General features: G+C 68.5%; 15 protein-coding genes. 12 read left to right on the top strand and 3 right to left on the bottom strand.

The window, feature by feature from the left end:
• From LHP98_RS09260 to LHP98_RS09205, 12 genes are all read left to right on the top strand, one after another.
• Window positions 1–1,101 (top strand): electron transfer flavoprotein subunit alpha/FixB family protein, encoded by a 1,101-nt coding sequence (locus tag LHP98_RS09260; protein WP_227252250.1) that lies wholly within the window; start codon window positions 1–3, stop codon window positions 1,099–1,101.
• Complete coding sequence (locus LHP98_RS09255; protein ID WP_227252249.1) at window positions 1,101–2,411, top strand: FAD-dependent oxidoreductase; 1,311 nt, start codon at window positions 1,101–1,103, stop codon at window positions 2,409–2,411. Before LHP98_RS09260 ends, LHP98_RS09255 begins: the two co-directional genes overlap by 1 nt.
• Window positions 2,408–2,710 carry a ferredoxin family protein gene (locus tag LHP98_RS09250; RefSeq protein WP_227252248.1) on the top strand — a complete coding sequence of 101 codons (303 nt, stop codon included), beginning with the start codon at window positions 2,408–2,410 and terminating at the stop codon, window positions 2,708–2,710. Before LHP98_RS09255 ends, LHP98_RS09250 begins: the two co-directional genes overlap by 4 nt.
• Window positions 2,711–2,761: 51 nt before the next feature.
• Window positions 2,762–4,042 (top strand): RNA polymerase factor sigma-54, encoded by a 1,281-nt coding sequence (gene rpoN, locus LHP98_RS09245; protein WP_227252247.1) that lies wholly within the window; start codon window positions 2,762–2,764, stop codon window positions 4,040–4,042.
• A gap of 257 nt (window positions 4,043–4,299) precedes the next feature.
• On the top strand, window positions 4,300–6,066 hold the full coding sequence (gene nifA, locus LHP98_RS09240) for a nif-specific transcriptional activator NifA (RefSeq protein ID WP_227252246.1): 1,767 nt from the start codon (window positions 4,300–4,302) through the stop codon (window positions 6,064–6,066).
• 137 nt (window positions 6,067–6,203) lie between these two features.
• On the top strand, window positions 6,204–7,679 hold the full coding sequence (gene nifB, locus LHP98_RS09235) for a nitrogenase cofactor biosynthesis protein NifB (protein ID WP_227252245.1): 1,476 nt from the start codon (window positions 6,204–6,206) through the stop codon (window positions 7,677–7,679).
• A gap of 18 nt (window positions 7,680–7,697) precedes the next feature.
• Window positions 7,698–7,892, top strand: a complete 195-nt coding sequence (locus LHP98_RS09230; protein WP_227252244.1) for a 4Fe-4S binding protein — start codon at window positions 7,698–7,700, stop codon at window positions 7,890–7,892.
• Window positions 7,893–7,896: 4 nt separating this feature from the next.
• A complete protein-coding gene (locus tag LHP98_RS09225; RefSeq protein ID WP_227252243.1) occupies window positions 7,897–8,649 on the top strand; it encodes a 4Fe4S-binding leucine-rich repeat protein in 753 nt (250 codons plus the stop codon).
• Window positions 8,636–8,920, top strand: coding sequence for a nitrogen fixation protein NifZ (locus tag LHP98_RS09220; RefSeq protein ID WP_227252242.1), 285 nt, complete (start codon window positions 8,636–8,638; stop codon window positions 8,918–8,920). The genes LHP98_RS09225 and LHP98_RS09220 overlap by 14 nt, the downstream gene beginning before the upstream one ends.
• A complete protein-coding gene (nifT, locus tag LHP98_RS09215; RefSeq protein WP_227252241.1) occupies window positions 8,917–9,135 on the top strand; it encodes a putative nitrogen fixation protein NifT in 219 nt (72 codons plus the stop codon). The genes LHP98_RS09220 and nifT overlap by 4 nt, the downstream gene beginning before the upstream one ends.
• The gene (locus tag LHP98_RS09210; RefSeq protein ID WP_227252240.1) at window positions 9,132–9,953 is read left to right on the top strand and encodes an SIR2 family NAD-dependent protein deacylase; all 822 of its coding nucleotides are present in this window, start codon (window positions 9,132–9,134) and stop codon (window positions 9,951–9,953) included. The genes nifT and LHP98_RS09210 overlap by 4 nt, the downstream gene beginning before the upstream one ends.
• A gap of 150 nt (window positions 9,954–10,103) precedes the next feature.
• Window positions 10,104–10,313: a TOBE domain-containing protein gene (locus LHP98_RS09205; RefSeq protein ID WP_227252239.1), complete on the top strand. Its 210-nt coding sequence runs from the start codon at window positions 10,104–10,106 to the stop codon at window positions 10,311–10,313.
• Window positions 10,314–10,425: 112 nt separating this feature from the next.
• Here LHP98_RS09205 and urtE read toward each other — a convergent pair whose 3' ends face one another.
• From urtE to urtC, 3 genes are read right to left on the bottom strand one after another with little or no spacing between them, the layout of a single operon-like run.
• Window positions 10,426–11,121, bottom strand: a complete 696-nt coding sequence (urtE, locus tag LHP98_RS09200; RefSeq protein ID WP_227252238.1) for an urea ABC transporter ATP-binding subunit UrtE — start codon at window positions 11,119–11,121, stop codon at window positions 10,426–10,428.
• 1 nt (window position 11,122) lies between these two features.
• Window positions 11,123–11,866, bottom strand: a complete 744-nt coding sequence (gene urtD / locus LHP98_RS09195) for an urea ABC transporter ATP-binding protein UrtD (protein ID WP_227252237.1) — start codon at window positions 11,864–11,866, stop codon at window positions 11,123–11,125.
• Entirely contained in the window at window positions 11,863–13,164 is a 1,302-nt protein-coding gene (gene urtC, locus LHP98_RS09190) for an urea ABC transporter permease subunit UrtC (protein WP_227252236.1), read from the bottom strand. Before urtC ends, urtD begins: the two co-directional genes overlap by 4 nt.
• Window positions 13,165–13,166 lie beyond the last annotated feature (2 nt).

The following is a 13,166-nucleotide window of genomic DNA, read 5'->3' as shown; positions in this document are numbered from 1 at the left end:
ATGTCCGAACCCGCCGCACCCGCCGCCGGCCGCGCCGGAATGCGCAAGGAACTGCCCGAGCATTTCCGCGATTACCGCAACGTCTGGGTCTTCATCGAGCTGGAACGCGGCGAGGTCCATCCCGTCAGCTGGGAGCTGATGGGCGAAGGCCGCAAGCTGGCCGACAAGCTGGGGGTGGACCTCTGCGCCGTGGTGCTGGGGCAAAAGGACGAGGCGACCCGCACCGCCATCCGCATGACCTGGGCCTATGGCGCCGACATATGCTACATCTGCAAGGACAAGGTGCTGGCCGATTACCGCAATGAGCCCTACACCAGCGCGCTGACTGGGCTAGTCAACGCCTACAAGCCGGAAATCCTGCTCCTGGGCGCCACCACGCTGGGCCGCGACCTGGCGGGATCGGTTGCCACCACGCTGAAGACCGGCCTGACCGCCGATGCGACCGAGCTGGAAATCGACCACGAGATGTCACTGGCGGCCACCCGCCCCACCTTTGGCGGCACGCTTCTGTGCACCATCCACACCCTGAACTTCCGGCCGCAAATGGCCACCGTGCGGCCCCGCGTCATGGCGATGCCCGAGCCGGACATGAAGCGCCCCAGTGGCCGCAGTGTCTGGTACACGCTGGGGGTGGCGGAGGACGACGTCATCACCAAGGTGCTGGAATTCGTCGCCGATGCCACCACCAATGACGTCAACCTCGCCTATGCCGACATCGTCGTCGCCGGCGGCATGGGGTTGCAGAGCGCGGCCAACTTCAAGCTGGTCCGTGACCTGGCCGCGGTGCTGGGCGGCGAATACGGCTGCTCGCGCCCGGTCATCCAAAAGGGCTGGATGCCGTCCGAGCGGCAGATCGGCCAGACCGGCAAGACCATCCGGCCGCGGCTTTACATCGCCGCCGGCATCTCGGGCGCGATCCAGCATCGCGTCGGGGTGGAAGGCGCCGACCTGATCATCGCCATCAACACCGACCCGCAGGCCAAGATCTTTGAATTCGCCCATCTGGGCGTGGTGGCCGATGCGCTGCAGGTTCTGCCCGCCCTGACCGAGGCCTTCGCCAAGCGCCTTGGCCGCGAAACCCGCATCCTGGAGGAAGCGTGATGTCCGAGCATTTCGACGCCATCGTCGTCGGCGCAGGCCCGTCGGGCAACGCCGCCAGCTACACCATGGCCAAGGCGGGGCTTTCGGTGCTGCAGATCGACCGCGGCGAATATCCGGGGTCGAAGAACGTGCAGGGCGCGATCCTGTATGCCGACGCGCTGGAAAAGATCATCCCCGATTTCCGCGACGACGCACCCTTGGAGCGCCACGTCGTGGAACAGCGCATCTGGGTGCTGGACGACCGCGCCCACACCGGCAGCCACTATCGCAGCGACGATTTCAACGAGGAGCGGCCCAACCGCTACACCATCCTGCGGGCGCAGTTCGACAAGTGGTTTTCCAAGAAGGTGCGCGAGGCGGGGGCGCTGGTCATCACCGAAACCACCGTCACCGGGCTGGTGCGCAACGAGGCCGGCGCGGTGATCGGCATCCAGACCGACCGCGAGGGCGGGCCGATCTTCGCCAAGGTGGTGGTGCTGGCCGAGGGCGTGAACGGCCTGGTCGCCCAGCGCGCCGGCCTGCGGCCGGAACTGAAGACCAACCATGTCGCGCTGGCGGTGAAGGAAACCCACTTCCTGACCGAGGAAAAGGTGCGCGAACGCTTCAACCTGAACGGCGAGGAAGACGGGGTGGTCATCGAGGTGCTGGGCTCGGTCACCTCGGGCATGGTCGGCACCGGGTTCCTGTATACCAACAAGGAATCCATCTCGATCGGGGTCGGCTGCCTGGTGTCGGACTATGCCGAGACCGGCATGGCGCCCTATGAATTGCTGGACCGGTTCAAGCGCCACCCCTCGGTCGCGCCGCTGCTGCGCGGCAGCGAGATGAAGGAATACGTCGCCCACCTGATCCCCGAAGGCGGCTACAACGCCATCCCGAAGCTGACCGGCGACGGCTGGGTGATCGTCGGCGATGCCGGGCAGTTCGTGAACGCGGTGCATCGCGAGGGGTCGAACCTGGCGATGACCACCGGCCGGATGGCGGCCGAGGCGATCATCGCGCTGCGCAAGGCGGATGTGCCGATCACCGAGGCGGCGCTGAAGCTGTATCGCGATGCGCTGGCCGACAGCTTCGTGATGAAGGACATGAAGAAATACCGCCACCTGCCGGGCACGCTGGAGCGGAACCGCGATGCGCTGTTCGGGGCCTATCCCAAGGCGCTGAGTTCGGCCCTGCAGACGCTGTTCCGCGTCGATGGCGTGGCCAAGCGCGACAAGGAACGAGAGATGCTGGGCATCGTGAAGAAAAGCCGCGGCTCGTGGTGGGCCGTGGCCACCGACATGTTCAAACTGGCGAGGGCCTGGAGATGACGAAGACCCCCGACAAGCCGGCCCGGATGGAGGAGCGGCTTTACCAGAACCGCTACATGGTCGACGAAGGCCGCCCGCATGTGAAGATTCACCACCAGGCCGAGGACAGCCCGCAGTTGAAGACGCTGACGCGCATCTGCCCGGCGGGGTGCTACTCGACCGACGAAAACGGCCGGGTGCAGGTCGCCGCCGACGGCTGCATGGAATGCGGCACCTGCCGGATCGTCTGCCAGGCGACGGGCGAAATCGAATGGTCCTACCCGCGCGGCGGCTACGGCATCCTGTTCAAGTTCGGCTGAGGCGGGCGGCTTGACCGCGAACCGGCGCGGGGGCCTGCTGGGGACATGCTGATGGAACTGGTCCAATCTGCGGCGCAGCGACAGGTCCGGGTGATGGGCGCCGAGATGCGCTCGTCGCTCGCCATCCTGTCGATGCCGGCGGTGGACCTGGCCGAGCACATCGCCAGCCTGGCCGAAGCGAACCCCGCCATTCGCTACACCCCGCCGGTGCCGCGCGGCCGCGTGGCCGACTTCGACGCCGCGGCGGCGCTGGCCGCCGACAGGCCCAGCCTGATCGGCCATGTGCTGACGCAGATCGACATGGCCTTTGCCGACCCCGCCGATCACCGGGCCGCGCTGGTGTTTGCCCAAGGGCTGGAGCCGACCGGCTGGCTTGGCCCGCCGCTGCCCCGGATCGCCGCCGAGGCCGGGCTGACCCTGCCGCAGGCCGAAGCGCTGCTGGCCCGCCTGCAGGGGCTGGAACCCACCGGCCTGTTCGCCCGCTCGCTGGAGGAATGCCTGGCCCTGCAGGCCCGCGAAGCGGGCGCGCTGACCTGGGAGATGGAAACCCTGCTGGCCCATCTGCCGCTGCTGGCCGAGGGCCGGCTACGCGAACTGGCCGATCTGTGCGACTGCGAGCCGGCCGACATTCCGCTGATCGCGCGCCAATTGCGCGCCTATGACCCCAAGCCGGGCCTTGCCTATGCCTTTGATCCCGAACCGATCTTTCCGCCCGATCTGGTGGCGGCCCGCGATGGCAACGGCTGGCAGGTGACGCTGCACCGATCCGCCGCCTTCGCCATTCAGGTGCTGCCCGACCGCCTGCCGGAAGGCCCGCGCGACCCCGCGGCCGCCGCCTTCCGCCGCAAGGCCTTGGCCGAAGCCCGCGCGCTGGCGCAGGCGCTGGAGCGGCGCAACGCCACGCTGCTGCGAACCGCCGCCGTGCTGGTGGCCCGTCAGGCCGAGTTTCTGGACCAGGGTCCGGGCTGCCTGGCCCCGCTGACGCTGGACGACATCGCCGCCGAGTTGGAGTTGCACCCTTCAACCATCAGCCGGGCCACGGCGGGGCGGATGATCGACACGCCAAGGGGCGCGCTGCCGCTGCGCGCCTTCTTCAGCCGTGCCCTGACCGGCGGCGAAGAAGGCGTGTCGCAGGACCGCGCCCGCGCCTTTGTCCGCCGCGTCATCGCCGAGGAAGACCCCGACGCGCCACTGTCGGACGATGCCATCGTGACGCTGGCCCGCAAGGCCGACCTGACGCTGGCCCGCCGCACGGTGGCGAAATACCGGCTGGTGCTGGGCATCGCCGGATCGTTTCAGCGGCGGCGCAAGACGCTGGAGACGGCAGGCTAAGCTGCATCGCGGTTATCGGGATGATTCGTCCCCCGGGCCCGCTCGATGTTCGCAGTCTGACCAGCAATCGGGCGCTCTGCCCAAGGTTGCGCAGGAAAGCGGCAGATGCGCGGATTCCCTCTTGCTGCACTGCGGCGAAGTCGCGCGACCGGGCCTGCGCGGGCAGTGGAAATGCGCCCGGGTCTGGACCGTTCTGCTAGACTTGTATCCAAGGCGGGTCGCACCCTTTCCCCTGCCTGCCCAAAGCCGAGACCCCGATGAACGATGACGCCCGCCCCCACGTCCCGCAGGCCCGTGCAGCCGTCAAGGCGGCCCGCAAGGAACATCTGGTCCTGAACGCCGTGTTCGAGGTGGCCAAGGTGCTGACCAGCACCCCCGACCCGATCGCCGCGCTGCCGGGGGTGCTGAACATCCTCAACTCGTTCCTGGGCCTGTGCCACGGCTCGCTGGCGCTGCTGGTGGAACCCGATCGCCCGATCACCTCGGGCGCGCGCAACCCCTGGGCGGTGGTCGCCACCAGCCTGGGCCTGTCGCAGCGCGGCCCGAACGGCGACTACCTGCCCGAGCCGGTGGCGCAGATGGTGTTCCGCACCGGCGTGCCGATCTCGACCTGGGATCTGGGCGAGGAGTTCGGCACCGATTCCGTGCCGCCGGCGCTGAAAGGGCAATCCGTGCGGCTGATCGCCGTGCCGCTGCGCGAGAACGCCCGCAGCCACCTGGTGATCGGCGTCCTTTGCGCCTATCGGCTGGCCGACGATGACGGCGCCGGCTGGTGGGACCGCGACATCTCGGTCCTGACCATGGTCTCGGCCTTGCTGGAGCAATCGCTGCGCTTCCGCCGCATGGTCGCGCGCGACCGTGAGCGGGTGCTGGAGGAATCGCGCCGGGCGCTGGCGATGGCCTCAGAAGTGGCCCCTTCCAAGCCGGTCAGCATCGACGGCATCATCGGCGACAGCCCGGCGATTTCCGAGGTCACCGCCCGCATCCGCAAGGTCGGCCCAACCCGCGCGGCCATCCTCTTGCGCGGCGAAAGCGGCACCGGGAAAGAGTTGTTCGCCCGCGCCATCCACACCCTGTCAGACCGCCGCGACAAGCCCTTTGTCCGGGTGAACTGCGCGGCGCTGAGCGAAACCTTGCTGGAAAGCGAACTGTTTGGCCATGAGAAGGGCGCCTTTACCGGGGCCATGGGCCTGAAGAAGGGCCGGTTCGAGCTGGCCGACGGCGGCACCTTGTTCCTGGACGAGATCGGCGAGATCAGCCACGCCTTCCAGGCCAAGCTGTTGCGCGTGCTGCAAGAGGGCGAGTTCGAGCGGGTCGGCGGCACCAGGACGATCAAGGTCGATTTCCGCCTGGTCACCGCCACCAACCGCGATCTGGAAGAGGCTGTCGCCAGCGGCAAGTTCCGCGCCGACCTCTACTTCCGCATCTGCGTGGTGCCGATCCTGCTGCCGCCGCTGCGGGCGCGGCCCGGCGACATCCAGCCGCTGGCGCAGGTCTTCCTTGACCGCTTCAACCGCGAGAACGGCGCAAAGCTCAGCTTTGCCCGCAACGCCTTTGACACGCTGTGCCGCTGCAAGTTCCCCGGCAACGTGCGCGAGTTGGAGAACTGCGTGAACCGTGCGGCGGCCTTGTCCAGCGGCGATGTGATCGGGCTGGACGTGCTGGCCTGCCAGCAGGGCGCCTGCCTCTCGGCCGACCTGTGGCGGCTGCAGAAGTCCGACGCCTCGCCGATTGGCGGGCTGGCCTCCGGGCTGGTGGCGCAGTCCGAGCCGGTGGCCCGTTACGCCCCGCCGGTGCCTGAACCCGCACCGGCGCCCATGTTCGCCCCAGCGCCCACATCCGCGCCCGCATCCGCGCCCGCCGACAGCCGCCGCAAGACCGCCGACATGGAGCGCGACGAGCTGATGGCGGCGATGACCCAGGCCGGCTGGGTGCAGGCCAAGGCCGCGCGCATTCTGGGCATGACCCCGCGCCAGATCGCCTATGCGCTGAAAAAGCATGGCATCGAGGTTCAGAAGCTGTGAGCCTGCCGTTGTCGGCTTCCCGACAAAGTCGCGCGGCCTGTCGCGGCAGGCCTGCCAAAGCCCCGGTTTTCGTCCCTTTCCGATCTGGCACGTTCCTTGCTGTGGAAATGCTGCAACTGCAGCAATAGGGGGCGATCATGGCGGCTAACCTGGTGACACTGGGATCGCTCAAGGTCGTCTCGCGCGATGACCTCAGCCAGTCGATGACCGGCTGCGCGTCCACCTCCTGCGGGTCGTCGGAAGGTCCGGCCGACATGGACCCGGCCATCTGGGCGCGGGTCAAGGACCACCCCTGCTATTCCGAAGAGGCGCACCACTACTTTGCCCGGATGCATGTGGCGGTGGCGCCGGCCTGCAACATCCAGTGCAACTACTGCAACCGCAAGTATGACTGCTCGAACGAAAGCCGCCCCGGCGTGGTCAGCGAACGGCTGACCCCGGACCAGGCGGCGCGCAAGGTGATCGCCGTGGCCAACGAGGTGCCGCAGCTTTCCGTGCTGGGCATCGCCGGGCCGGGGGATGCGGCCTATGACTGGCGCAAGACCCGCGAGACCTTCCGCCAGGTCGTCGCGCAGATTCCCGACATCAAGCTGTGCCTCTCGTCCAACGGCCTGGCGCTGCCCGACCACATCGACGAACTGGTCGAGATGAACATCGACCACGTCACCCTGACCATCAACATGATCGACCCGGAGATCGGCGCGAAGATCTATCCCTGGATCTTTCACGACCACCAGCGCCTGACGGGGATCGAGGCCGCCCGCGTGCTGCACGAACGCCAGATGCTGTCCTTGGACATGCTGGTGGCGCGGGGCATCCTGGTCAAGGTGAACTCGGTGATGATCCCGGGCATCAACGACGCCCACCTGCGCGAGGTGAACCGCGAGGTCAAGCGCCGCGGCGCCTTCCTGCACAACATCATGCCGCTGATTTCCGACCCGGCGCATGGCACGCATTTCGGCCTGACCGGCCAGCGCGGCCCGACCGCGGCCGAGTTGAAGGCCTTGCAGGACGATTGCGAAGGCGGCGCGAACCTGATGCGGCATTGCCGCCAGTGCCGGGCTGATGCCGTGGGCCTCTTGGGTGAGGATCGCGGGCAGGAGTTCACCCTGGACAAGCTGCCCGAGACGGTGGACTACGACCCCGCCGCCCGTGAAGCCTGGCGCGACTGGGTGGCGCAGGAACGCGAGGACCGCCGCGCCGCCGTGTCGCAGGCGGTGCAAGCGACGGCAGCGCAGGTCGCGCCGCAGGAAACCCCGCTTCTGGTGGCGGTCTGCACGCAAGGTGGCGGCCGGATCAACCAGCACTTCGGCCACGCGACCGAGTTCAAGATCTATGAGGTCGATGCCAAGGGCGTCCGCTTCGTCACCCACCGGCGGGCCGACAACTACTGCACCGACGGCGCCGGCGATGACGAACGCCTTGCCCGGGTGATCCGCACCCTTGAAGGCGTGCCGGTGGTGCTGTGCGCCCGCATCGGCGACTGCCCCCGCGAAGCCCTTGCCGCCGCCGGGATCGAGGCGATCGACGCCCATGCCCATGACTACATCGAGCCAGCAGTGGCCGCGGTCTACCGCGACCGCCGCGCCCTGCCCGCTGCCCTGACTGCCTGAGCCACGAAAGGAATTCCCATGGCCCTCAAGATCATCAAGTCGCAATGCACCGTCTGCGGCGCCTGCGAGTTCGAATGCCCGAACGCCGCCGTCAAGTTCAAGGGCGAGACCTACATCATCGACGCGGCGCTGTGCACCGAATGCAAGGACCAGTTCCCCAAGCCGCAATGCGCCGCCGTCTGCCCGGTGCCGAACACCTGCGTTCCGGCCTGAGCCCATGCCCGAGGGCCCGGCCCCGGTCGACTGGCAGGGGCAGCCGCTGGACTGTGGCGCCTGCGACCACCGCGCCCTGCTGGGGCAGGGCCAGTGCGGCCCGGCCTGGGCCTGCCTGCAGGACCGCTATGCCCCGCGCATCCGGCGGTTCTTCGTGCTGAACCCCGAACTGGCCGATGATTGCCTGTCGTCGCCTTATTTCGAGACCCGGATGAACGCCGCACAGGTGGCCACGCTGTTCCGCCTGCCGCCCCTGCTGCAAGACCCTGATCCTGCCGTAAGGTCGATGGCGCTGTTGCGGCTGCCCGCCGCGCAGTCCCGCGGCCTGATGCGCGACCCCGACCGCGGCGTCCGCATCGCGGTGGCCCATCGCCTGCCGCCCGGCGATCTTTCCCCGCTGGTGCAGGACGCCGATTCCGCCGTGCGGGCGGTGGTGGCGCGTCGGGCCGAGCCGGGGCTGCTGCCGCTCTTGCAGTCCGACCCCGACCCCGAGGTGCGCGGCGCTGTCGCCGACCGCATCGCCGAAGCCAGCCTTGACCGTTTTGTCCTGGACCCCGACCCGCAGGTCCGCCGCAGGGCCGCCCGCCGCCGCCCCGGCCCCTTCGTGGCCGATCCCGACATCCGCGTCCGCCACGCCGTGGCCGAAGCTGCCGGGCCGGACATCCTGCGCCGCCTGCTGGACGACGCCGAAGATATCATCCGCCAGACCGCCGCCGAGCGGCTGGCCGCACCGGAGGACCGCGATGCAAGCCGATGAAGAGATCGAGGTCTGGCGCGACCCGGCGTTCAGCCCCGGCGACAAGGTGGTCTCGCGCAAGACCGTGCGCAACGACGGCACCATGTGGGGGCATGAGATCGGCGACATCGTCGTGCACAAGGGCGACGTGGGCTATGTCCGCGACATCGGCACCTTCCTGCAGCAGTTCTGGATCTACGCGGTCGAATACCCCGTCCGCGCCAGCATCGTCGGCATGCGCGAACGCGAGCTGACACCCTTTTCCCGCCCAGACCCGGAGACCCGGCCATGAAAGTGATGATCCGCCAGACCGCAAAGGGGCTTGAGGCCTATGTGGCCAAGAAGGACCTTGAGGAGATGATCGTCGAGACCGAAAAGCCCGGCCTCTGGGGCGGCTGGGCGCGGCTGTCGAACGGCTGGCTGTTCGAGATGCCGGCCTATGACCCCCCGCCGACCCTGCCGGTCACCGTCGAGGCCCGCCGGCTGTCCACCGGAGAGGACGGATGAACGCCGGTCTTGCCAGGGCGCTGGACGAGGTCGCGCGCGGCGCCCGCGTGCCCTGGCTGGGGCCGGGCGTGGCCGCGCTGTCGGGGGGCGGGCTGCCCGCGACCCCCGCCGAGCTTTGTGCAAGGATCGAGGCCGAGGTGCGGGTGCCCCGGCGGGTCAGCGGGAACCTGTGGTCGGCGGCGCAATTCGTGGAAAGCCGCCGCTTCCGCGCCACGCTGGACGCGATCATGCGCCGTGCCTTCTCGGACGGCCCGCCGCCGAACCCGCTGCAGCGCTGGCTGGCCGCCGTGCGCCCGCCGCTGATCGTGGACGCCTGGTATGACGACGCCCTGATCCGCGCCTTTGACGGGGCAGATTGGGGCTGGGTTCAGGCGATCAGCCGCCAGCGCATCGCCGCCGAAGTCTGGACCGCCGTCCACGATGCCACCGGCGCCCCGGTCGCGGCCGCCGATCCGGCATGGCGGACGCTGATCTACAAGCCGCACGGCATGGTGCGGCCGGGGTCGGACGTGCTGGTTTCGGACAGCGACTATGTCGAGGTGCTGACCGAGATCGACATCCAGACCCCGATCCCGGACGAGGTGCAGAACCGCCGCACCGGCCGGCCATTCCTGTTCCTTGGCACCCGCTTCGACGACCAGATGCTGCGCACCTTTGCCCGCCAGATCGCCAAGCGCTCGGCCCCGGGTCATGTTGCCGTGGTGCAGGCGCCGCTGACCCGGATGGAACAGCGGTTCACCGAGGAACTGGGAATCACCGTCGTCGATCTGCCCCTGCAGGCGGTGGTGGACCTGGCCGGGCAGCATCTGCCGGCCTGATTTCCGGTCAAGCCGATCATTTTCCGGGCGCCGGGCGTCGGATTTTCATCGCCGGAACGCCTTTGCCACGGGGCGTGGCGGGGTCGGCTGGACGTCTCTTCGACATCATCCGATATTTTCCTTCGAACATATCATACGAGGACCGTCGCCATGAAACTCAGCGCCAGGAATGTCTTGCCGGGAACCGTGGTCTGGATCACCTCGGGAGCCGTCACAAGCCACGTCCGGATCGACGTCGGCGGCATCCTGGTGACCGCCGCGATCACCAACGAGGCGGTCGAGGAACTGGGCCTCAAGGTTGGCGAAAAGGCCTATGCCGTGGTCAAGGCCACGGATGTGATGGTCGGCACCGACGAATGACGGCGGCCGCCGCCCACCGCCCTGCGTGACGGTGACGGGCGGTGCCGGCCGCGCGGGCGGCGCGATCCGGTCGCGGGCGAAACGCGGTCTGCGCAGGCGCCCCCAGGGCCACCTAGATCGAGAAGTGACGGCGCACCTCATCGACCGAGAGGTCTGACCTTGCGCCGCAAAGGGCGACGCTGCCCCGGTCAAAGACGTAAAGCTGGTCAGCCAGGCCCCAGGCGAAATCGAAATACTGCTCGACCAGAACGATCGCCATGTCGCCGCGCGCCCTGAGATGGGCGATGACCCGGCCGATCTGCTGGATGATGTTGGGCTGGATGCCCTCGGTCGGCTCGTCCAGGAGCAGCACCTTGGGCCGCATCAGCATCGCCCGGGCGATGGCCAGTTGCTGCTGCTGTCCACCCGAAAGGTCGCCGCCGCGGCGTCGGGCCATGTCCTTCAGCACCGGGAACAGGTCGTGGATTTCCGCCGGGATGCGGCGTTCCGACCGCGGCAGCACGGCGAAGGCGGTTTCCAGGTTTTCCTGCACCGTCAGCAGGGGAAAGATCATCCGCCCCTGCGGCACCACGGCCAGGCCGCGGGCGGCCATGTCCTGTGGCCGCAGGACGGGCAGGTCCTGGCCGTCCAGCGCGATACTGCCGCCCGAGCGCGGATGGGTGCCCGCCAGCGCCTTGAGGAAGCTGGTCTTGCCGACACCGTTGGTGCCCATGATGCAGGTCACCTTGCCGGCGCGGGCGGCAAAGTCGATGCCATGCAGGACCTGCGAGCCGCCGTAGTGCAGAGTGAGGCCCCTGGTTTGCAGCATCTCAGCCCCGCCCCAGATAGACTTCGATCACCGCCGGGTCGCGGGTGACATGGTCCAGCGTGCCTTCGGCCAGGACCGAGCCTTCGTGCAGCACGGTGACCTTGCAGTTCAGCCGGCGAACGAAGTCCATGTCGTGTTCGACCACCACCACGGCGCGGGTCCTGGCCATTTCCACCAGCATGGCGGTGGTGTGTTCGCGCTCTGCAAGGGTCATGCCGGCGGCGGGTTCGTCCACCAGCAGCAGGCGCGGTTCCTGCGCCAGCAGCATGGCGATCTCAAGCCATTGCTTCTGGCCGTGGCTCAGTTCCCCCGCCTTGCGCGGCAGGTGGTCGGCCAGGCCGACCTCTTGCGCCAGTTCCAGCACGCGGTCGCGGCCCTGGGCGGACAGCGCGTAAAGCAGCGCGGCGACCGGGCCGCGCTTCGATTTCAGCGCCAGCACCAGGTTTTCGGCAACGGTCTGGTCTTCGAAGACGGTGGGGCGCTGGAACTTGCGGCCGACGCCGACGCGGGCAATCGCGGCCTCGGACAGTTTCAGAAGCGAGATCGAGCGTTCACCCCAGGTGACGCTGCCTTCGTCGGGCCTGGTCTTGCCGGTGACGATGTCCATGAAGGTGGTCTTGCCGGCCCCGTTCGGGCCGATCACGGCGCGCAGTTCCGCCGGTCCGATGCTGAACGACAGGTTGTTGATGGCGCGAAAGCCGTCGAAGCTGACCGAGACGCCGGAAACCTCAAGCAGTGCGCTCATTCGCTGGCCTCGCGTTCCTGGAGCGCGCCGTCGTCGGGGCCCAGGGGGGCGCCCTTGCGGTCGGGGCTGCGGCGACCCTGCCAGCGGTCGAACAGCCCGCCGATGCCTTTGGGGGCGAACAGGGTGACGGCGACGAAACAGAGGCCAAGCAGGACAAGCCACCAGTCCACCCAGTCGAGGCTGGCAAAGCCCAGGGGAAGCGAAGGCGCGCGACCGCCGGTGAACCAGGACGACAGCAGCGAGACCACGGCCGCGCCGATGACCGCGCCGTAAAGGCGTCCGCGGCCGCCGATCGCCACCCAGACCGCAAGGTAGATCGAGGCGATCGGGGCCAGTTCCGCCGGGTTGATGATGCCGGCCTGCGGGTAGTAAAGCGCGCCGGCCAGGCCGCACAGGATGGCAGTGCCGGTGAAGACGAACAGCTTGTAGCCCTCGACCGGGTAGCCGAGAAAGCGCACGCGGGCCTCGTCGTCGCGGATGGCGCGCAGGACCGAGCCGAACTTGCCCGAGATCGCCCAGGCCAAGAGCAGGTAGGTCAGCCCAAGTGCCGCGGCCGAGACAAGGAAGAATGCCAGCGAGACGGCGTCCTGTCCGGTGGCGGAAAGGCCGGGAAGGTTCTGCAGCCCGGACAGGCCGTTGTTGCCGCGCAAGCCGCTGTCGTTCTGGAAGAGAAACAGCGACAGCGCGAGGGTCATCGCCTGGGTGAGGATCGACAGGTAGACGCCGGTGACGCGCGATCGGAAGGCCAGCCAGCCGAACACCAGCGCGAGGGTGCCGGGGACCAGAACGACCAGGGCAAGTTGCAGCGGCAGCGAATCGGCGAAGGTCCAGATCAGGGGCATCTCGGATGAGCCGACGACGCCGAAAATCTGGCTGGCAACGCCCTGGGCGATTTCGGCCGCGGTGGGCGGGATCGGGTCCGAGGCGAGGGCGGCGAGGACGATCTCTTCGGTGCGGGCATACATCAGCCACTGGCCGATCATGTAGCCGCCCAGCGCGAAGAAGGCCATGTGGCCCAGCGACAGGATGCCCGCGTAGCCCCAGACCACATCCATCGCCAGGGCGGCGAGGCACAGGCACAGCGTCTTGCCAAGGGTCTTGATGAAACTGGTCGAGACCATGTCGAGATCCAGCGCAGGCGACAGCGCGGTGATGGTCAGGCACAGCGCGGCCAGCAGGCCGAGGAACCACAAGACCGACGGGTTGCGGGCCAGAAAGCCCCGCCGGGCAAGGGCGGAAGCCGCCGGGGGCGCTGCCCCCGGACCCCCGGGATATTTGGGGACGGATGAAACGGGCATGG

Source organism: Rhodobacter sp. Har01, from assembly GCF_020564565.1.
Classification (GTDB): Bacteria; Pseudomonadota; Alphaproteobacteria; order Rhodobacterales; family Rhodobacteraceae; genus Pseudogemmobacter.
The sequence above is the reverse complement of the archived record's forward strand: the minus strand, read 5'-3'. Positions and strand labels throughout refer to the sequence as shown.

What these genes read in the sequence shown, in the direction of transcription:
- LHP98_RS09260 (WP_227252250.1), top strand. Translation starts at nt 1, where the DNA reads ATGTCCGAACCCGCCGCACCCGCCGCCGGCCGCGCCGGAATGCGCAAG.
- LHP98_RS09255 (WP_227252249.1), top strand. Translation starts at nt 1,101, where the DNA reads ATGTCCGAGCATTTCGACGCCATCGTCGTCGGCGCAGGCCCGTCGGGC.
- LHP98_RS09250 (WP_227252248.1), top strand. Translation starts at nt 2,408, where the DNA reads ATGACGAAGACCCCCGACAAGCCGGCCCGGATGGAGGAGCGGCTTTAC.
- rpoN (WP_227252247.1), top strand. Translation starts at nt 2,762, where the DNA reads ATGGAACTGGTCCAATCTGCGGCGCAGCGACAGGTCCGGGTGATGGGC.
- nifA (WP_227252246.1), top strand. Translation starts at nt 4,300, where the DNA reads ATGAACGATGACGCCCGCCCCCACGTCCCGCAGGCCCGTGCAGCCGTC.
- nifB (WP_227252245.1), top strand. Translation starts at nt 6,204, where the DNA reads ATGGCGGCTAACCTGGTGACACTGGGATCGCTCAAGGTCGTCTCGCGC.
- LHP98_RS09230 (WP_227252244.1), top strand. Translation starts at nt 7,698, where the DNA reads ATGGCCCTCAAGATCATCAAGTCGCAATGCACCGTCTGCGGCGCCTGC.
- LHP98_RS09225 (WP_227252243.1), top strand. Translation starts at nt 7,897, where the DNA reads ATGCCCGAGGGCCCGGCCCCGGTCGACTGGCAGGGGCAGCCGCTGGAC.
- LHP98_RS09220 (WP_227252242.1), top strand. Translation starts at nt 8,636, where the DNA reads ATGCAAGCCGATGAAGAGATCGAGGTCTGGCGCGACCCGGCGTTCAGC.
- nifT (WP_227252241.1), top strand. Translation starts at nt 8,917, where the DNA reads ATGAAAGTGATGATCCGCCAGACCGCAAAGGGGCTTGAGGCCTATGTG.
- LHP98_RS09210 (WP_227252240.1), top strand. Translation starts at nt 9,132, where the DNA reads ATGAACGCCGGTCTTGCCAGGGCGCTGGACGAGGTCGCGCGCGGCGCC.
- LHP98_RS09205 (WP_227252239.1), top strand. Translation starts at nt 10,104, where the DNA reads ATGAAACTCAGCGCCAGGAATGTCTTGCCGGGAACCGTGGTCTGGATC.
- urtE (WP_227252238.1), bottom strand. Translation starts at nt 11,121, where the DNA reads ATGCTGCAAACCAGGGGCCTCACTCTGCACTACGGCGGCTCGCAGGTC.
- urtD (WP_227252237.1), bottom strand. Translation starts at nt 11,866, where the DNA reads ATGAGCGCACTGCTTGAGGTTTCCGGCGTCTCGGTCAGCTTCGACGGC.
- urtC (WP_227252236.1), bottom strand. Translation starts at nt 13,164, where the DNA reads ATGCCCGTTTCATCCGTCCCCAAATATCCCGGGGGTCCGGGGGCAGCG.